General features: G+C 63.6%; 19 protein-coding genes and 1 riboswitch. Of the genes, 5 read left to right on the top strand and 14 right to left on the bottom strand.

From position 1 onward, the window contains the following. Positions 1-21 precede the first annotated feature (21 nt). Together Q0094_RS09430 and Q0094_RS09435 are read right to left on the bottom strand one after the other, a co-directional pair. On the bottom strand, positions 22-1,824 hold the full coding sequence (locus Q0094_RS09430) for a radical SAM protein (protein WP_297618319.1): 1,803 nt from the start codon (positions 1,822-1,824) through the stop codon (positions 22-24). A gap of 260 nt (positions 1,825-2,084) precedes the next feature. Next, entirely contained in the window at positions 2,085-2,687 is a 603-nt protein-coding gene (locus Q0094_RS09435) for a rhodanese-like domain-containing protein (protein ID WP_297618322.1), read from the bottom strand. A gap of 110 nt (positions 2,688-2,797) precedes the next feature. On the opposite strand from Q0094_RS09435, the gene Q0094_RS09440 reads away from it, so the two are divergent. Then, entirely contained in the window at positions 2,798-3,229 is a 432-nt protein-coding gene (locus Q0094_RS09440) for a hypothetical protein (protein ID WP_297618325.1), read from the top strand. A gap of 9 nt (positions 3,230-3,238) precedes the next feature. Here the strand turns inward: Q0094_RS09440 and Q0094_RS09445 are convergent, their stop codons facing one another. Further along, complete coding sequence (locus tag Q0094_RS09445) at positions 3,239-3,952, bottom strand: tRNA (guanosine(46)-N(7))-methyltransferase TrmB (protein ID WP_297618328.1); 714 nt, start codon at positions 3,950-3,952, stop codon at positions 3,239-3,241. 129 nt (positions 3,953-4,081) lie between these two features. On the opposite strand from Q0094_RS09445, the gene Q0094_RS09450 reads away from it, so the two are divergent. After that, on the top strand, positions 4,082-5,230 hold the full coding sequence (locus Q0094_RS09450; RefSeq protein WP_297618330.1) for a site-2 protease family protein: 1,149 nt from the start codon (positions 4,082-4,084) through the stop codon (positions 5,228-5,230). 39 nt (positions 5,231-5,269) lie between these two features. On the opposite strand, the gene metK is transcribed toward Q0094_RS09450, so the two are convergent. The 6 genes from metK to miaB all read right to left on the bottom strand — a co-directional run bounded on the left by metK (position 5,270) and on the right by miaB (position 12,084). After that, entirely contained in the window at positions 5,270-6,451 is a 1,182-nt protein-coding gene (gene metK / locus Q0094_RS09455; protein ID WP_297618333.1) for a methionine adenosyltransferase, read from the bottom strand. Between the two features lie 10 nt (positions 6,452-6,461). Beyond that, positions 6,462-6,508: riboswitch (SAM-SAH riboswitch) on the bottom strand. Between the two features lie 15 nt (positions 6,509-6,523). After that, complete coding sequence (gene lnt / locus Q0094_RS09460) at positions 6,524-8,080, bottom strand: apolipoprotein N-acyltransferase (RefSeq protein WP_297618336.1); 1,557 nt, start codon at positions 8,078-8,080, stop codon at positions 6,524-6,526. After that, entirely contained in the window at positions 8,077-8,976 is a 900-nt protein-coding gene (locus Q0094_RS09465) for a hemolysin family protein (RefSeq protein WP_297618339.1), read from the bottom strand. The genes lnt and Q0094_RS09465 overlap by 4 nt, the downstream gene beginning before the upstream one ends. 43 nt (positions 8,977-9,019) lie before the next feature. Continuing rightward, complete coding sequence (ybeY, locus tag Q0094_RS09470) at positions 9,020-9,523, bottom strand: rRNA maturation RNase YbeY (protein ID WP_297618375.1); 504 nt, start codon at positions 9,521-9,523, stop codon at positions 9,020-9,022. A 60-nt stretch (positions 9,524-9,583) separates the two neighbouring features. Next, positions 9,584-10,597, bottom strand: coding sequence for a PhoH family protein (locus tag Q0094_RS09475; RefSeq protein ID WP_297618342.1), 1,014 nt, complete (start codon positions 10,595-10,597; stop codon positions 9,584-9,586). Positions 10,598-10,758: 161 nt separating this feature from the next. Then, positions 10,759-12,084 carry a tRNA (N6-isopentenyl adenosine(37)-C2)-methylthiotransferase MiaB gene (miaB, locus tag Q0094_RS09480; protein ID WP_297618345.1) on the bottom strand — a complete coding sequence of 442 codons (1,326 nt, stop codon included), beginning with the start codon at positions 12,082-12,084 and terminating at the stop codon, positions 10,759-10,761. Between the two features lie 156 nt (positions 12,085-12,240). On the opposite strand from miaB, the gene Q0094_RS09485 reads away from it, so the two are divergent. Genes Q0094_RS09485 through Q0094_RS09495 form a run of 3 tightly spaced genes read left to right on the top strand, consistent with a single transcriptional unit; the run spans position 12,241 to position 14,567 of the window. After that, positions 12,241-13,113, top strand: a complete 873-nt coding sequence (locus tag Q0094_RS09485) for a hypothetical protein (RefSeq protein WP_297618348.1) — start codon at positions 12,241-12,243, stop codon at positions 13,111-13,113. Between the two features lie 4 nt (positions 13,114-13,117). Further along, complete coding sequence (locus tag Q0094_RS09490; RefSeq protein WP_297618351.1) at positions 13,118-14,311, top strand: MFS transporter; 1,194 nt, start codon at positions 13,118-13,120, stop codon at positions 14,309-14,311. A 43-nt stretch (positions 14,312-14,354) separates the two neighbouring features. Further along, positions 14,355-14,567: a hypothetical protein gene (locus tag Q0094_RS09495; protein ID WP_297618353.1), complete on the top strand. Its 213-nt coding sequence runs from the start codon at positions 14,355-14,357 to the stop codon at positions 14,565-14,567. 69 nt (positions 14,568-14,636) lie between these two features. On the opposite strand, the gene Q0094_RS09500 is transcribed toward Q0094_RS09495, so the two are convergent. The 5 genes from Q0094_RS09500 to Q0094_RS09520 form a co-directional block, all read right to left on the bottom strand. Beyond that, positions 14,637-15,092, bottom strand: coding sequence for an Hsp20 family protein (locus Q0094_RS09500; protein WP_297618356.1), 456 nt, complete (start codon positions 15,090-15,092; stop codon positions 14,637-14,639). 167 nt (positions 15,093-15,259) lie between these two features. After that, positions 15,260-16,579, bottom strand: a complete 1,320-nt coding sequence (gene glcF, locus Q0094_RS09505) for a glycolate oxidase subunit GlcF (protein WP_297618359.1) — start codon at positions 16,577-16,579, stop codon at positions 15,260-15,262. A gap of 10 nt (positions 16,580-16,589) precedes the next feature. Next, entirely contained in the window at positions 16,590-16,934 is a 345-nt protein-coding gene (locus Q0094_RS09510) for a hypothetical protein (RefSeq protein ID WP_297618362.1), read from the bottom strand. A 13-nt stretch (positions 16,935-16,947) separates the two neighbouring features. Then, complete coding sequence (locus Q0094_RS09515; RefSeq protein WP_297618378.1) at positions 16,948-18,063, bottom strand: FAD-binding protein; 1,116 nt, start codon at positions 18,061-18,063, stop codon at positions 16,948-16,950. 82 nt (positions 18,064-18,145) lie between these two features. Then, on the bottom strand, positions 18,146-19,210 hold a 1,065-nt coding region (locus Q0094_RS09520), incomplete at its 5' end, for an FAD-linked oxidase C-terminal domain-containing protein (RefSeq protein ID WP_297618365.1).

Genomic DNA, 19,210 nt, shown 5'->3' on the forward strand with positions numbered 1-19,210 from the left:
CTGGTGCCCGAAGTCCCGCATCTACGAGGTCCTGAGATCACCCAAGGCTTGTTGAACGGCCGCGTGCACAAACCGACGGGGCTGATCGGCATCTTGCGCATGCGCATAGACCAAAAGCGCATGGTCGCGATAATTGCCCAAGTATCGCCCAAACGGATTGAAGTTCCTGAGGAAAGGCAGCGCCTCCTGAAAGGCGGTGCGCGCCTCTTCCATGGTCATGCCCGATGACGTCCGATACCCCAATCGTGGACCAAGCGGCGTATCCGCTATTTTCCAGGTATCGACGATTCCGAACTTTTCGGGCGATGCATAGATGGGCGATCCGACCTCAAGGCTGAAGAGACTTCGATGGACGACATGGATATGCTCGGCATGGGTGCGCAGGAAGTCGAGCGTGTCCCGAAACTCTGCGCGTGTTTCCGTTGGAAAACCGCAGATCATGTAGAGATGATTGTAAATCCCCGCACGCGTTGCATTGGCAAGGATGTCTGGAATTTCCTCGACCACGGTTCCCTTGCCCATCAGGTCGACAACTCTTTGATTTCCGCTTTCCAGCCCCCACATGATGTAGCGGCAGCCAGACCTTGCCATGGCTTCGAAAACCTTCGGCGTAAAGGTCTTGTTGGGCTTGCTGAGCGCGAAATAAGAAATATCGAGCCCCGCCTCCCGTATGGCTTCGGACAATTTGACAAAGTAGCCAGGTGCCAACATTTCATCGACAAAGTAGAAATTGCGCACCCCAAGATCCACCAGTCTGGACAGCTTGTTGATCACCTCATCCATTGAACCGACGCGGTATGTGTCACCCGCCGAGAAATAATGAACGCAGAAGGTGCATTTGCGCCAGTAGCACCCCCGCGTGAGCAAGATCGGCACCACGGGTTCCGGAGAATAATAGGCGTGCAGATCATAATCGGAAAAATCCGGCGCACCAAAGGCGTCGATATCCTTCTGGAAGACACTTGGTGTCGAGACGATCTCCTGTTTGGCCCGGTAGAATACGCCGGGGATACCAGTGGGATCCATGTCGTTTTGCAAAAGCGCCTTGAGCGCACCCTCTCCGTCGCCTTTGACGATCGCATCCGCGCTTTGAGGGTAATGGGTCAGAAACTGCTCGACACCTTCAGTGAAACAGGATCCGCCAAACACGACCGAAAGGCCTGACCCCTCGCGCAAGGCGCGCCCCAGCATGGCACCTACCGGCAACTGGTGCGAAAAGATGGCGGAAATACCCACCACATCGGGTTCCAGCGAAAGAATGTGGTCGAGCATCTTGTTCAGGATCGGATCCTTCTGGCCCTGCCCATCCCATCTTTCCGCGGCCGATGTCAGATACTGCCCGGCAAATTCCGTGAACTCGAGGACCGCGCGGCCGCGCGCGTCATAGGCGGGGCCCATTTCATAAAATGCGTTGCCCTCAACGCCCTTGAACACATTGGCGGCGCGCAACAATCCCGCGGCGTCGGTTCCCATGCGCTCCATCGCCTGCGGCGTCAGGTGCAGCGCACCACGCCGGATGCTGTCGAGCAGAAAATCAAACGTCCAAAGGTTGAGATCGCAGGGGATCACATCCCAGTCAGGCAGTTCTTTTTCGATGTATCCCTTCAGCATGGCCATGCCCAAGGGGGGTGATGTCGGCACTGACAGTGGCGGAAAAACCAAGACAAGTCGTTTGCGGGCCATACTCTTACTCTTCAAACTGAGCCCTTCCGGGACTGTGCCGACAACCCTGACGGGTCCCGTATGTTTTGAAGGGACGCGGCACAAGGGCGTGTGAGGCTGCGCAATGCACGGTTTCCGGACCCAAATTTCCGATGCAAGCATAGCCTGCTTTCCATGGGCCACTCAAGCTTTACCGACAACTTTAGAGATTTTTGTCGCAACTTTGGCAGCAGGGATCGATGCAAGACGGTCCCCAAGCGGCCTTGTATCGGGTGGCACGGCGGCCTGTCGCGGCAAGCACATCGACCCTTTCTTGCAGACCCGTCCCGTTGCCGCTGGACATTGCGGGGCGGAACGGGGCGCGTGGCCCAAACGCCCGGTTTCAAGCGGTTTGTGGGCCGGGCATCGCCGCTGCGGGTGGTTTACCCCCCCGTGCCGCCCGGCATCACGGTCAGGCCAAGCCCATGCCAATTTTGCATGCCGCCGCGATAGTAGCTGATGTTCTGGGCCGGAAAACCGGCCTCGATCATGCGGCGCGCGGCGGTGGGGGATTGGCCGCACCATGGGCCGTTGCAAAACAAGACGACCTTCTTGATCCCCTCGCCTTCGCAGATCCAGCCATCGAAATCCGGCGCACAGCCCAATTCGCCCAAGCGGTCGGCGGCCTCGGTATAGGGAACCGACAGCGCGCCGGGGATCGTGCCTGCCTCGAATTCGGGGCGGATGCGGCCATCGATCACCACGGTGTCGGGGTCTTGCAGGGCCGCGATCACCTCCAGCTCGCCCACGGGCGTCACGCCGGGGGCTGGCACCATGGGCTGGATGCAGAAATTCGGACAGGGCCGCGATGTCAGTGTCCATTCCGCGCCCAGACGGGCGGCGCTGTCTTGATTGCGCGCGATCTCGACCATGCCCGAAGCGGTGGGCACGCTGGCCGACATCATGTCGGGCGTGATGCCGACCGGGTCGGCCAGTGCCGCCAAGGGAATGGCGATCATGCCCAGAACCAATGCTGCTTTTCTCATCAAAACCTCCACCATCATGTCGGCTTCAGCCTCTGGCAACGGCAGCGGATCGTCAACCTGTGGTTGGTTGCGGGGTTGAAAAACCCGTTCCGCGTGCCATTTCGCCCTGGATGATGCGCATGGTCTTGCCGATCTTGTTCAGCCTTTGCCCGCTTCCCGCCCTCGCGTGGGAGGCGGGACGCATCGGTGCCGTCTGCACGCTGACCAGCCAAAGCGGTGACATGGCGTTGACGCATGACCCCGCGGGGCCGGTTTTTTCCATCACCGTGACGCGGGGCGAGCCATGGCCGGAGGCCGCCCTGTTCGGCATCGCCTTCCTCGGGGGCGATGCGCTGACCATCACCACAGATCGTCACATCCGATCCGACGACGGGCTGTCGATCACCGTGACCGACCGGGGGTTTGGCAATGTTCTGGCGGGGATGGCACGCAATGCGACCGCCACCGCCTTTGCGGGACAGGTCAGCCTGACGGTAAGCCTGGCAGGTGCCGCGCCCGAGGTTGCAATCTTTGCCGCCTGTGAGGCGCCGCCCACCGCCTGACCCGCAGCCTCAGGCCTGACGGCGAAAGCTCAGGTAATGCGGCACGCGCCCTTCGCGCAGGGCCTTTTGCTCATATCGTGTGGATATCCAGTCATCCCATGGCCGGTGCAGATCGTCCTGCCTTGCCCGATCCCGGTCAAAGCCTTGCAGCGGCACCTGTTCGCACGTCTGGCGAACGTAATCGGGAATGTCTGTGGCCACCCGAAACTCGGCCCCCGGTTTCAGTATACGCGCCAAGGGTGCCAGATATTCGGCCGTGACGAACCGACGCCTATGGTGGCGGGTTTTTGGCCAAGGGTCAGGATAGAGCAAGAACGCCTTGGCGATCGAGGCTGCGGGCAGCACATCGAAGATATCGCGCGCATCACCGGGATGAACGCGCAGATTGTCCACGCCGGCACGCCGGATCTTGCCCAAAAGCATCGCCACGCCGTTGATGTAGGGCTCGCAGCCAATGATGCCGATCTGCGGGTTGAGACGGGCCTGATGCACCATGTGCTCGCCGCCTCCGAACCCGATCTCAAGCCAGACCTCGCGCCCGCCGAACAGGGCGTTCAGGTCAAGCGCATGGCGCTTGGGGTTGGTTTCCCAATCCACCGCACCGGGGCTGAGCGCGGCCAGATCTTGGTCCAGATAGACCTCTTGGCTGTCGCGCAGATGCTTGCCACGGCGGCGGCCATAGAAATTGCGCGGCGGGCGATCAGGGTGGTGAGAGATTGGCAATTCACATCCTCAGGGCGGTCACAGCGCCGGGGTCTAGACCTTTGGCGCGGCGGTCTCAATCCCCGGGGGCTTATGGTCTTCCCTCAAGTGATTACCTGTGGTAACTATTGTCAATTGAAGGGTCACACCATGTTCGGTCATTCGCTCAAGCTTTTCGAACTGTTCGGGTTTTCGATCCGCATCGACGCAAGCTGGTTTGTGATCGCGGCCCTGATCATCTGGAGCCTGTCGGCGGGATATTTCCCACAGATCGCGCCCGGCCTGTCACAGGCGACCTATCTGGCGCTGGCGGTGGTGGCGATGCTGGGGTTGTTTGCCAGCCTGATCCTGCACGAACTGGCCCATGCGCTGGTGGCGCGCCGCGATGGATTGGGGATTGGGGGGATCACGCTGTTCTTGTTCGGCGGCGTGGCCGAGCTCAAGGATGACCCCAAAAGCGCCGCGTCGGAATTTCGGATCGCGCTGGCGGGTCCGGCGATGAGCCTTGGCTTGTCGGGGCTCTTGGGCTTGGCCGCAATGGTCGCGGGGGGCTGGGGTCTGGCGGGCCTGTTGCTGGGCTATCTGGCGATGATCAATCTGGTGCTGGCGCTGTTCAACCTGCTGCCGGCCTTTCCGCTCGATGGGGGGCGGGTGCTGCGGGCATGGCTGTGGCATCGGACCGGCAACATGCTGGACGCGACGCGGCGGGCCAGCGGCGCGGGGACAATGCTTGCCTTTGTGCTGATGGGTCTGGGGGTGATGTCGGCGCTGTCGGGGGGCGGGTTTGGCGGCATCTGGCTGGCCTTGATCGGGTTTTTCGTGCTCAACGCCAGCCGGGCATCCTATCAGCAGCTGTTGATGCAAGACAGCCTGCGCGGCCGCCGTGTCGTCGAATTGATGACCCCTGATCCATGGACAGCCAGCCCCGGCATGAGCTTGCAAGACATCGCCGAGCGGGTGATGCTGACCCATGGCGTCAGCTTTGTGCCGGTGGTCGATGCGGATCTGGTGGTGGGCTATGTCGACACGCATCTGATGGGCAAGATTGCGCGCACCCAATGGCCCCGGCAAACGGCGGCATCCGTGATGGCGCCGCTGGATCCATCGGCAATTGTCGCGCCAGGCCTGTCGGCCCAAGAGGCGCTCAAGCAGATGGCTGCCGGGCCACACCGCAAGCTCATCGTGCAAGAGGGTCAAAAGCTGCGTGGCATTCTCAGCCTGCGCGATCTGATGGGCCATATCGCCGTGGTTCAGGCGCTTGGGGGCGGCACGGGCTCGGCGGATCGGGCGGGGCCATGACCCCGCCCGCCCAAATGACGCGCATCGGACTGTCCTTGATCAGACAGCGGCGCGCAGCGCATCGACCAGATCGGTCTTTTCCCAGCTGAACCCGCCATCCGCCTCGGGGGCGCGCCCGAAATGGCCATAGGCCGAGGTGCGCGCATAGATCGGCCGGTTCAGACCCAGATGGGTGCGAATGCCGCGCGGTGTCAGGCTCATGACCTTGCGGATTGCGGTTTCGATCCGGGCTGCCTCAACCTCGCCGGTGCCATGGGTGTCGGCATAGATCGACAGCGGCTCGGCCACGCCGATGGCATAGCTGAGCTGGATCGTGCAGCGCCGGGCAAGTCCCGATGCAACCACATTCTTGGCCAGATAGCGCGCGGCATAAGCAGCCGAGCGGTCCACCTTGGTCGGATCCTTGCCCGAAAACGCACCGCCGCCATGCGGGGCCGCACCGCCATAGGTGTCCACGATGATCTTGCGGCCCGTCAGGCCCGCATCGCCATCAGGCCCGCCGATGACGAACTTGCCCGTGGGGTTGACCCACCAGTTGGTCGCTTGCGTGATCCAGCCCGAGGGCAGAACCTCGCGGATATAGGGTTCGACCACATCGCGCACATCATCCGACGTCATCGCCGCATCCAGATGCTGCGTCGAGAGCACGATCGATGTCACCTCGACCGGCTTGCCACCCTCATAGCGCAGCGTGAGCTGGCTTTTGGCATCGGGGCCAAGCGTCGGTTCCCGGCCCGATTTGCGCACCTCGGCCAGACGGCGCAGGATCGCATGGGCATACTGGATCGGGGCAGGCATCAATTCGGGCGTCTCGTCGACCGCATAGCCAAACATGATGCCCTGGTCGCCCGCGCCCTCGTCCTTGTTGTCGGAGGCGTTCACGCCTTGGGCAATATGGGCGGATTGTTCATGCAACAGGTTCGTCACCTCGACCGTTGCGTGGTGGAACTTGTCCTGCTCATAGCCGATATCGCGGATGCAGGCGCGCGCGATCTCGTCGATGCGGCCCATGTACTCGGCAAGCTTTGCCTGATCCGACAGGCCGACCTCACCGCCGATGACGACGCGATTGGTGGTGGCAAAGGTTTCGCACGCAACGCGCGCCTCGGGCTCTTCGGTCAGAAACGCGTCAAGCACGGCGTCGGAAATGCGGTCACAGACCTTGTCGGGGTGGCCCTCCGAAACGGATTCGGAGGTGAACAGATAGTTTTCTCGGGCCATGATATGAGAGTGCTCCATTGAAAAAGTCCCCACGCCAGGAAGCCGTTGTGGGGCGTGATGTGATGTACGCGCTTAAGGATTGCGGCGCAATGGCCGGGTGCCGCGTACCGATGCCAAAAGCGCCCCTGTGGCCAAAAGGACAAGCACAAGGATCGGTGCATCCCCCGTTCGGGCATAAAGCGTGGGCGGCATTGCGGGCGGCACGGGCGCATCAAGCGCGCCGATCGCATTCAGCGGCAGTGCGGCCACGATTGCGCCACGCGCGTCAATCACCGCCGAGACGCCGGTGTTGGCCGACCGCAAGACCGGCACCCCCTGTTCGGCGGCGCGCAGCCGCGCCAGGGCCAGATGCTGATAGGGCCCCGACAGCGACCCGAACCACGCATCATTGGTCAGCTGCACCATCCAGTCCGGGCGCGCGACCCGTCGGATATCGCGGGCAAAGATCGCCTCGTAACAGATCATCGGAAAGACCCGGCCCAACCTGGCCCCCAGATCCAGAACCGCCGGGCCCGGTCCGGGCGCATAGCCGCCCGCCAGAACCTCGGCGATGCCGCGCAGGCCCAGCGCCTGGGCGGCGGCCCCGCCGGGCATGTATTCGCCAAAAGGCACAAGGCGATGCTTGTCGTAGACCGCCGTGACCCGCCCATCAGGCGCCAGCAGGGCGGCGGAATTGCGGGGGCGAAACCCTTCGAACCGCTGCGCCCCGACCACCACCTGCGCCCCGGCCGCCGCGGCCGCGATCCGGGCCCGCACAAGATCAGATTGCTCCAACAACACGGGCAAGGTGGTTTCCGGCCAGATGATCAGCTCTGGCACAGCCCCGCCCCCGGCCGTCTCGCGGGCCGTCAGATCGAGCGCGCGTTGAAAAAACACCGCGATCATGTCGTCGCGCCATTTCAGATGCTGGGGCGCATTGGGCTGGATCAGCCGCACGATCGGCGCGTTTGGCGCAGCCGCAGGCGCGGGGCGCATCAGCCCCATGGCGGCCAGCCCCAGCACCAGCGGCAGCGCCAGCACGGCCAGCGCCCCGAGCGGCGCCTTCGGCCCAAACGCCGCCACCCCCGCCGCAACACCCAATACCACGGCACTCAGACCCTGCGCGCCAATCAGGGAAGCAAGCGGCAAAAGCGGCGATCCGATCAACGCATGGCCGGGGTGGGCCCATGGAAAACCGGTCAGCACCACACCGCGCAAGGCCTCGGCCAAAAGCACAAGCCCGGCCATGACGGCCAGACGCACGCCCGTCTGAGCTTGGGGCACAGAACGGGCCGAAAGCCACCCCGCCGGGATCCAGAACAGCCCCAGCCCCCCCGCCATCAGCGCCAGCGCAAAGGGCGCCATCCAGCCGGTCGCCGGTGCATCGACCAGAAAGGGCTCGATGATCCAGTTGAGCGAAACCGCAAAATAGGCTGTCGCCCCTGCCCACAGGATCAAGCCGGCACGCCGGGGCGTGGCGGCGGCTGCCGCCAACCCGAACAGCCCCGCCAGCGCGATGGGCGTCAACAGCCACAGATCAAAGGGCGCATGGCCCATGGCCGCCGCCGCGCCGGCAAGCGCTGCCAAAAGCACCGGCACATGCGGCGCGGGCCGGCCCGCAAGGCCCGGCGCCGCATGGCCTGTTGTCACTCGACAGCCTCTTTCGGCAAACGCACGCGCAACCGCTTGATCCGGCGGGGGTCGGCGTCGATCACCTCGAATTCGACCCCCGAGGGATGTGGCACGACCTCACCGCGGGCGGGCACACGGCCCGACAACAGAAAGACAAGACCGCCCAGCGTATCGACCTCTTCCTCGTCATCGACTTCGGACAGTGCAACGCCGATTTCCGCCTCGAATTCGTGCAGCGGGGCCCGTGCCAGGGCCAGCCACGACCCCGACGCTTCGCGCGTCCATGGGCGGGCCTCTTCGACGTCGTGTTCATCTTCGATTTCACCGATGACCTGTTCGATCAGATCCTCGATGGTCAAAAGACCTTCGACACCGCCGTATTCATCGATCACCAGCGCCATATGGGTGCGCTCGGTCTGCATCTTGGCCAAGAGCACCCCGATGGGCATCGAGGGCGGCACATAAAGAAGCGGGCGCAGCATGGTGCGCAACGAAAACCCCGCATGCACCCCGTTGAAGCCGTAGCGCAGGGCCACATCCTTGAGATGGACCAGACCCATCGGACTATCGATCGTTCCGTCAAAGACCGGAAGCCGGGTCATGCCGCTGTCGCGAAAGACGCTCACCAACGCCGCCAGATCATCCTCGCAAGAGATCGAGACGATCTCGGCGCGTGGAATCATCACATCTTCCACGCGCATGCGGCGCAGGTTCGACATGCCCAATTGTGGCACGGTCGCTCCGTTTGCGCCGCCCGTCTCGGGGCGATGATCGGTCAGGGACATGTCGGTGGCGGCGTCTTCGCCGGTGCCGAACAATCTTGCGAAAAAACCCGGCCTGTTTGGCTGTGGGTCTTCATCCTCTACCTGCGCGCGACGCGCCGCAGGAGGCGAGGGATCGGGGTTTGAGCTCATGGCTCCTTTCCAAACAACACGGGCGCCTCGATGGCCCGCGGTGTCAATATGGGTCAGGGACACCCAGTCTGGCAAGGATGCGCGTTTCCAAACCTTCCATAAGGGCGGCATCGGGGTCTGTGATGTGATCAAAACCCAACAGGTGAAGCAACCCATGCACCAAAAGGTGGGTCAAATGGTGCTCAAACGGCTTTTCAGCCGCGTCAGCCTCGCGCGTCAGCACGCCAAGGGCCAACGCGATGTCGCCCAGTTCTTCGGGCGGGCCATCGGCATCGGCGTCGGTGTCGGGCAGCTCGGGCATGGCACCGGGTATCTTGGGCGCACGATCTTCGGCAGGCCATGACAGCACATTGGTGGGCGTGGGCTTGCCGCGGAACGCGGCGTTCAGCGTGGCGATGCGCTCATCATCACAGGCCAAGATCGAGACCTCGAACCGGTCCGGGTCAAGGCCCAGCTCCGCCAGCGCGGTCCGAAGGGCCGTCTTGGCCAAGGGCACAAGCGCGGTGTTTTCCCATGCGGGCTCTTCAAAGAGAATATCGATGTCCATGGCCATGGCCCATGCACTGGCGCAGGCGCGCGGTCAAGGCTGCCCGCTTGGTGACGCCACTCAGCTTTGCGGGCCGCCGGCGTCGGCGTCATAGGCCTCGATGATCTTGGCGACCATCGGATGACGCACGACATCCTTTGAGGTGAAGTAATTGAAGGTGATGCCCTTTACCGCGCTCAAGATACGCTCGGCCTCGACCAGCCCGCTGGGAACGCCGCGGGGCAGATCGACCTGGGTCCGGTCGCCGGTAATCACCATGCGCGACCCCTGCCCCAAGCGGGTCAGAAACATCTTCATCTGCATCGCAGTGGCATTTTGCGCCTCGTCCAGCACGACATAGGCATTGGCCAGCGTGCGCCCGCGCATGAAGGCCAAGGGGGCGATTTCGATGGTCTTTTCTTCCATCAGCTTTTGCAGCTGCTTGCCGGGCAGAAAATCGTTCAGCGCATCGTAGAGCGGCTGCATGTAGGGATCGACCTTTTCCTTCATGTCGCCGGGCAAAAAGCCAAGCCGCTCACCCGCCTCGACCGCCGGGCGCGACAAGATGATCTTGTCCACGGCCCCGTTGATCAGCTGGTTCACGCCCACCGCGACGGCCAGATAGGTCTTGCCCGTGCCCGCAGGGCCGATGCCGAATGCCAGCTCATGCGAAAACAGGTTGCGCACATAATTCTGTTGCGCCGCCGTGCGGGGCTCAACGGTTTTCTTGCGCGTGCCGATTTCCAGAGCGCCGCGCTGGAACATCTCGATCTGGTCGCCCGCCCGCACGCCCGTGCTCTCGGCCGAACCACCCAGCCGGATCGCGGCGTCGATATCGCCGGGCTCGATCCCGCGGCCCGCCTCGAGCCGTGCGTAGAGTTTTTTCAAGACCTCGACCGCTGTCTCGCGCGCTTCGCCCAGCACGGCCAGCTGATTGCCACGGCGCAAGACATGGACCGACAAAAGATGCTCGATCTGGGCAAGGTTGCGATCAAATTCGCCACACAGCTCAATCAGCAGACGGTTGTCAGGAAACTCGAGCGACAGCTCGACCGGGGTGACAGTTGCTGGGGCCGCGAGGGGGGTGATTGCCAAGCCATGCTCCGGGTTGGTGTTGCACGTGAACAGATTGTGGCAATGGGCGCGTCACAACGCAACAGCTTGTGGGGGCTGTCATCAAAGTTTCTTTATCAGGTGGCCGCCATCGCATGAAAAAAAGGCGGCACATGGCTTGATCACGGGCCAAGGCAACCGCCCTAGCCGATCAACCGCCCTGTCAGGGAATTGTTCTGCGACGCGATGATCTCGACGGGCGCGATCTGGCCCACAAGGCCCAAGGGCCCATCGGCATGGACTGCGTGCAGATACTCTGACTTGCCGGTGATCTGGCCCGGCATGCGGCCCGGCTTTTCGAACAAGACCCTGACGACACGACCGATCATGGCGTCTTGGGTCGCGTGCTGTTGCGCGGTCACAAGCGCCTGCAGGCGCTGCAAGCGGTCGTCGGCTTCGGCGGGATCGACCATCGCGCGCTCGGCGGCGGGCGTGCCGGGGCGCGGCGAATACTTGAAGGAATAGGCCGCGCCATAGCCCACGGTCGCCACCAGATCGAGTGTCGCCTGAAAATCGGCCTCGGTCTCGCCGGGAAAGCCCACGATGAAATCACCCGACAGCAACAGATCAGGGCGCACGGTGCGGATGCGCTCGATCAATCGGATATAGCTGTCGGCCGTGTGCTTGCGGTTCATCGCCTTGAGAATGCTGTCCGATCCCGACTGCACCGGCAGATGCAGATACGGCATCAGCTTGTCGCAATCGCCATGGGCGGCGATCAGGTCGTCTTCCATGTCGTTGGGATGGGATGTGGTATAGCGAATGCGGTCAAGCCCGTCGATTTTCGCCATCTCGCGGATCAGGCGCGCAAAGCCCCATTCGGACCCATCCGACCCCGCGCCGTGATAGGCGTTCACATTCTGGCCCAGTAGCGTGATCTCGCGCACACCGCGTTCGATCAGATCACGCGCTTCGCGCAGAAGACGTTCGGCGGGGCGGCTGACTTCGGCGCCGCGGGTATAGGGCACCACGCAAAAGGAACAGAACTTGTCACAGCCTTCCTGCGCCGTCAGAAACGCGGTCGGTCCGCGCGTGGCGCGGCGATCCTTGGGCAGATGGGCGAATTTGTCTTCTTGCGGGAATTCCGTGTCCAGCACCCGTTCGCCGCGGCCGACCGCATCCATCATCATCGGCAGGCGGTGATAGGTCTGCGGGCCCACCACCAGATCGACCATCGGCTGACGGCGCAGGATTTCCGCGCCCTCGGCTTGCGCCACACAGCCCGCCACCGCGATTTTCAGATCGGGCTTGGCGTCATGAAGCGGCCTCAGGCGCCCAAGATCGGAATAGACCTTTTCCACCGCCTTTTCGCGAATGTGGCAGGTGTTGAGCAAGATCATGTCGGCGGCTTCAGCCGTGTCTACCTGCGCGTAGCCCTGCGCGCCCAGCGCTTCGGCCATGCGCTCGCTGTCATAGACGTTCATCTGACAGCCATAAGTCTTGACGTAGAGCTTTTTCGCCTCGGTCATCGCAGTGTCCGGCCCTGAAGGGTAAGGAAATCTTGATCTGTGGCATGTACACGCGCGGGGCGGCTGCTTCAACCGATCGCGCGATTGAATTCGCCCACAGGACAAGACACACTCCGCCACAAGGCGCTGGGGCAGGAAAACGGTTCGGCAAACTCCATGAATTTCGACACTCTTGAACAGTTCGCTGCCACGCCCCGGGGCGGGTTCGCCAAGGGCCCCGCCGCCCTGATGATCGCCGAAGACCGGACCGAGATCGCATCGACCATCGCGCACCTGCAATCGCGCGGCTTCTTGCATGTGTTCGTTGTGGCACCGCCCGGGCTGGATGTGCCGCCGATGATCGAAAACGGCATGGGACAGTTGCACGTGATCCGCGCCCAAAGCCGCGCGCCGGGTATCACGCCGGCAGCGGTCAACGCCCTGATTGACAAGATGCCCGGCCAATGGCTGCATTACTGTTACAACGGCGAATATCTGTTCTATCCCTTTTGCGAAGATCGCCGCATCGGCGAAATGGTCAATTGGGTGCTCGAGGAACGACGCAGGGCCATCTTGACCTATGTGATCGATCTTTATGCGCCAGACCTGACCGCCCACCCGGATGGTGTATCAATCCAGACCGCGATGCTGGACAGCGCGGGCTACTTCGCCGAAACCCGCACCGACGCGGTTGGCCAGCAAAAAGATCGGCAAAAGAATTTCTTTGGCGGCTTGCGCTGGCGGTTCGAAGAACACATCAGCCAACCCAAGCGGCGGATCGACCGGATCGGCCTGTTTCAGGCAAGGCCCGGTCTGCGGCTGAACGAGGATCACACGCTCAACGATGACGAAATGAACACCTATGCCTGTGAATGGCATCATTCGCTGACGGCGGCGATCTGTTCGTTCCGGGCGGCAAAGGCACTGCGCACCAATCCCGGCTCTCGCCATGACGTGACCGATTTCCGCTGGCACAAATCGACCCCGTTCCACTGGTCGTCCCAGCAATTGATGGAGCTTGGACTGATGGAACCCGGCCAATGGTTCTGATCTCATGACGCTGACGCCCCCGGCTTGGCGGGACCCCGCGATCCTGGCCTTCATGCTGTCCGAGACAGTGATCTGGGCCGCGATCTTCTACAGTTTTCCCGCGCTTGTGCTGCATTGGCAGGGCGAATTCGGCTGGTCGGCGACACAGGCCATGGGGGCCTTCAGCCTTGCGCTGGCGGTGCAGGGTCTGACCGCGCCATGGGTGGGTCGTCTGATCGATCGGGGGCGTGCCCCCTTGGGCATGCCGCTGGGGGCCTTGGGCGCCCTGATGGGGTTGGCCGCGCTGACACAGGTGCAGGCACTTTGGCAATTTTATGCCGTCTGGGCGTGGCTTGGGCTGATGATGGGTGCCACGCTTTATGACGCGACCTTTTCGGTCGTCACCCGCGCGCGCGGGGCGCAAGCGCGCGCGGCCATCACGGCGATCACGCTGGCGGCAGGCTTTGCATCGACGCTGGCCTATCCGCTGACAGCCGTGATGACCGAGATCGGCGGCTGGCGGGCCGCCATCTGGGTTCTGGTGGGGCTTGTCTTGGTGCTGGTCGTGCCGCTCTTGTGGCTGGCGGCCGCACGGCTTGAAACCGAGGCGGCCGCACGCTTGCCGCGCGCCACCGCATCGGACCAAATGGCGCCCGATGGGGCTGCGCGGGCGGGCTTTTGGCCGCTCGCTGGGGGGTTTGCGCTGACCGCTCTGGGATCGGGCATCTTGCTGGCGCATCTGTTGCCGCTGATGGCGGCCCTTGGGGTGCCCGACGGGCTGGGCATCCTTGCCGCATCGACCATCGGCCCGGCACAGGTGGTCGCCCGCATCCTGTTGATGTTGGCGGGGGCACGCGTCGCCGCGCGACAGGTGGCGCTGGGCGCGTTTGTCGTCTTGATGCTGGCGGCACTGGCGATGGGGGCGGCGGCGGCGATCCCGGCGATGGCCCTTGTCTTTGCGCTGGCCCAAGGCATCGGCAACGGCGTCATCTCGATCCTGCGACCCGTCGTCACCCGCGAGGTGATGGGCGAGGCCGGGTTCGGCGAAACCGCAGGGCGCGTGGCGCGTCTGTCGTTGTTCGCCTTTGCGTTGGCGCCCGGTTTGGGGGCTGTGCTGGCCGATCTGGCAGGCTATGGCGCGGTGATCGCGCTATGTGCCGCGGCGCCCTTGGCGGGCTTCGTCTTGCTGCGGCGCCTGTCCCCTGTGAGCCCCGCATGACACAGCAGCGCCCACCCAAACCGGCGGGCCATGGGGGCTTTGGATGCTGAACAAACTGTCCATCGCCCTTGCCTTGGGATCGGGTGGCTTTTTGGGAAACGCGGCGCTTGGCCCCGAGGGCGGCATCGCCATGGCGCTGGCCGCAGCAGCGGTGGCTTTTGTCTTTCGCAGGCTCTTGCGGCGGTTGTTTCTGGCCGCGCTGATCCTTGGGGGGGTAGCGGTCTGGCTTGGCCCGCTGCCACCACAGGGCGGATAGGGGCACCCACGGGCGGCAAAAAAGGGCAACCCGAATGGATTGCCCCCATGATGCCGGCTTGCGTCAGGATCAGGCCGTTTGGCCCTCGATCAGATGCGGGGCGACACGGGTGATCGCAATCTGGCGCGGCTTCAACGCCTCGGGCACCTCGTGCAGCAGGTCGACATGCAACATGCCGTTTTCATGCATCGCGCCGGTCACGCGCACATGATCGGCCAGTTGAAACCGTTTTTCAAAGGCGCGTGTGGCGATGCCCCGGTGCAGATAGATGGGCGCGCCATCCTCTTGTGCCTTGCGGGCGGCAACGACAAGCTCTTGCTCGCGTTGCTCGACGCTCAACTCATCGGCGCCAAAGCCCGCCACCGCGATCGAGATGCGATAGGACCCGTCGGCCGTTTTCTCGATGTTGTAGGGTGGATAGGTGCTGGCGGCGCTGTCCTGGGTCAGCACACGATCCAGAAGATCGGCCATGCGGTCGAAACCGACAGTGGCCCGGTAAAGCGGGGTCAGGTCATAAGTGCGCATCTGTCATCCTCCATCGAGCGACAACTGGATTGACGAGCCGCCCCGACAGCGGGCACGGCTCATGGGTTGATCGGGACAGCCCGACATTGCGGCACCGCCCTGATCCACAAGGTAGGAAAGCAAAAACGGCCTTTCAAGACCGGCCCGCCGCGTGGCCCGCGATGGGCCTAGCGCAAGATCGGCACCCCGACGGCGCGCTTGCCCGGCGCATCGAATGCCGCGGGCCGGGGTCCACCCGTGGCCCAATCCAAGAGCTCGACGGTATGCACGATGGGAATATCCGTGCCCGACCCGATCTGCATCATGCAGCCGATGTTGCCCGCCGCGATGACATCGGGGCGCGTGGCCTCGATCGTGTCGATCTTGCGCGCCTTGAGTTGGCCCGAAATCTCGGGCTGCATCAGATTATAGGTGCCCGCCGACCCACAGCACAGATGGCTGTCGGCAGGCTCGACCACGCTGAACCCCGCGCGCTTGAGCAGATCCTTGGGAAAGGTCTTGATCTGTTGGCCGTGCTGCAAGGAACAGGCCGCGTGATAGGCGACCCGCAGCCCCATCGTCGCGGCGGGCAGGTCCAGCTTCATCAGAACCTCGGAAACATCCATCGCCTTGGCAGCCACGGCGGCCGCGTCGCCGGCCAGCGGATCATGGGCGAACATATGCCCGTAATCCTTGATGGTGGTGCCGCAACCGCTGGTGTTGATCACGATGGCATCCAGACCTTCGCCCGCCATCTCGCGCGTCCATGCCCGAATGTTACGGGCCGCCGTTGCGTGGCTTTCGGCGGTCTTGCCCATGTGATGGGTCAGCGCGCCACAGCACCCCTGCCCCTCGGCGATGACCACATCGCAGCCCAGCCGCGTCAAAAGCCTGATGGTGGCATCGTTGATGTCGGTGTTGAGCGCGCGCTGCGCACAGCCCGTCATCAGCGCCACGCGCATCTTGCGCGGGCCATGTGCCGCGAACACTTGTGGGTCGTCATTGCGCGACACAGGTGGGATCACCTTGGGCGCCATCGCCAGCATCGCCTTGAGCCGCGCATCTGGCATCAGAAAGGCAAAGGGCCGCCCGATCTTGGCGCCCAGCAGCGCCACGCGGAACCGCGTCGGATAGGGCAATATCTTGGCCAGCATCCAGCGCAACACCCGCTCGAACAGGGGCCTGCGATAGGTCTGTTCGATGTATTCGCGCGCATGATCGACCAGATGCATGTAATGCACCCCCGAAGGGCAGGTGGTCATGCAGGCCAGACACGACAGGCAGCGGTCGATATGCTGCACCGTCCTGGCATCCGCAGGCCGCCCTTTTTCAAGCATATCTTTTATAAGATAGATGCGCCCTCGCGGGCTGTCCAATTCGTCGCCCAAGACCTGATAGGTGGGGCAGGTGGCAGTGCAAAATCCGCAATGCACGCAAGATCGCAGCACCGCGTTCGACCGCGCGGTGACCGGATCGGCAAGCTGGACAGGGGTAAAGTTCGTCTGCATCCGCGCGGCCTCAGATCAGGGACAAAAGGACCACGCTGAACACGGCTGACACGCCCATGAACAACGTCGTGAACACGGCACGCGCGGCCCATACCCGCGTGAACCGTCCCAGATACAGGTGGTAGAGCATCCCCGACACAGCCGCCGAGACAAGGGCTATGCCCAGTCCCGCCAGACCGGCTGTGCTGAACCCCAGCGCGCCACCGTCCGACAGGATCGCGACAAAAATCAAACCCACAGCGACCACCAGCGCCCCTTGCGCCAAAAGCGCCCCAAGCTTGCGGTCATGCATCAAGACAAGTGCTCCAAACAGCGCGGCGGCCGGCAGAGCAGAAAGAATGGCCTCAGCGATCATCTTGCATGTTCCCTTATGCAGTCATCAATCCGGGGTTCAAAATGCCCCTTGGGTCGAATTTGGCGCGCAACCGCGCCGCGATTGCGGCAAGCGGCGCTGGCTCGGGGTGAAACGGCGCAATGCGCGCACGGGTGGACGCATCGGCCCGGATCAGCGTGGCATGGCCCGCAAAATTCCCAAGCCCCGCCCGCAGGTCGGTGCCCTCGGGCACCAGCGCCCAGATCAGCCCACCGCCCCAATCATAGATCACCTCGCCGCCGATGCGCGCGGCAAGGCCGGGCGCATCCGAGGGTTTGACCGACACGCGCCAGACATCGCCCACCCGCCCCGCAAAGGCGGCCACATCGCGCAGATCACGCCAGATCGCGGCCACCCGCGCCCCATCCGCATCGACCGATACGGCCCCAAAAGGCGCCAACAGATTGGCCAACCTCTCGGCGCGATAGGCGACGCTTGCGGCAAGCCCTTCGATGCGCAACATGGTCTGCCCGGATTGCGGCAGATGCGCGGCCCCGTTCACCTCGAAGGGTGACCCCAGCGCCGCCGACATCGCCGCGAGCGCGCGGGCATCCGAAAGACCGCTCAGGTGCAAAGATGCCGCCGCGCCCGGCGCCGGCAAGACCTTGAATGCCACCTCGGTCAGCACGCCCAGCGTGCCCCAGCTTCCCGCCATCAGCTTGACCAGGTCATAGCCGGTGACGTTCTTCATCACCCGGCCGCCGTTCTTGATCACGCTGCCCGAACCATCCACAAAGCGCAAACCGATCAGGCTGTCGCGCGCGGCCCCTGCCTGAATGCGCCGCGGCCCCGAGACATTGGCCGCCACCACACCGCCGATCGTCGGCTCGCCTTGGGTGCCCAACAGCACCCGATGATCCATCGGCTCAAAGGGCAGGCGCTGCCCCTGCGCGGCCAGCATCGCCTCGACCTCGGCCACGGGGGTGCCTGCACGCACCACGATCGTCAGTGAGCCGGGTTCATAAAGCTCCAATCCGCGCAGACCCGCGATCGATATCACCTCGCCCACCACGGGCCGCCCGATCGTCCGCGTGCCGCCCCCGATCACACGCAGCGGCCCCGTGGCACCGGCCAGGATCTCGCTCACTTCGCTTTCCGTTGCAGGGTGCAGCACAGGCGCCTCTTTCGTCGATCTTTGCTTTTCAAATACTCCGGGGGGTCCGGGGGGCTGGCCCCCCGGCGGGTCGGCGCCGTCAGGCGGCGACACCTGCCTCGCGCCGCGACCGCGACGTGTCCAGCGGAAAGACCTTGGCGGGGTTCAAAAGCCAGCCGGGATCAAACACATCCTTGACACGCATCTGTGCTTCCAGATCGGCGGGCGCGAATTGCACGCTCATCAGATCGCGCTTTTCGATCCCCACGCCATGCTCGCCGGTCAGACAGCCACCGACCTCGACACAAAGCTTCAGGACATCGGCACCAAAGGCCTCGCACAATTCCAGATCGCCGGGCTTGTTGGCATCAAACAAGATCAGCGGATGCATGTTGCCATCGCCCGCATGGAACACATTGGCCACGCCCAGGCCATATGCCTTGGACATCTCGCCGATGCGCCTGAGCACATAGGGAAGCGACGACACCGGGATCGTGCCGTCAAGGCACATGTAATCGTTGATCTGCCCCATGGCACCAAAGGCCGATTTGCGACCCAGCCAGATGCGCTTGGCCTCATCGGCGGTTTGGGCTTCGCGCAACTCGACCGGGTTGTGGGCTTGGGCAATGGCCTTGATCAGGGCCAGCTGTTCATCGATCTCGGCCGGGCTGCCCTCGACCTCCACGATCAACAGCGCCTCGCACATCGGATAGCCCGCCTTGGCAAAAGCCTCGGTCGCCTCGATACAGGGGCGGTCCATGAATTCGATGGCCACGGGCAGGATGCCCGCCTTGATGATGTCACTGACACAGGCCCCCGCCACCTCGTTGCTGTCATAGCCGATCAGCACGGGCCGGGCACCTTCGGGCTTTCTGAGGATGCGCAAAGTGGCCTCGGTGACGACGCCCAATTGCCCCTCTGAGCCGCAGATCACCCCAAGCAGGTCATAGCCGCCCGCATCCAGATGCGCGCCGCCGATCTCCAGCACCTCGCCCTCCATGGTGACCATCGTCACGCCCAGGAGATTGTTGGTTGTCACCCCGTATTTCAGACAATGCGCGCCGCCCGAATTCATCGCGATATTGCCCGCGATGGCACAGGCCAGCTGGCTTGACGGGTCGGGGGCGTAAAAGAAATCCTCTTGCTCGACCGCGCCCGTGACGCT

This window comes from uncultured Roseicyclus sp. (genome assembly GCF_937892565.1).
Taxonomy (GTDB): domain Bacteria; phylum Pseudomonadota; class Alphaproteobacteria; order Rhodobacterales; family Rhodobacteraceae; genus Roseicyclus.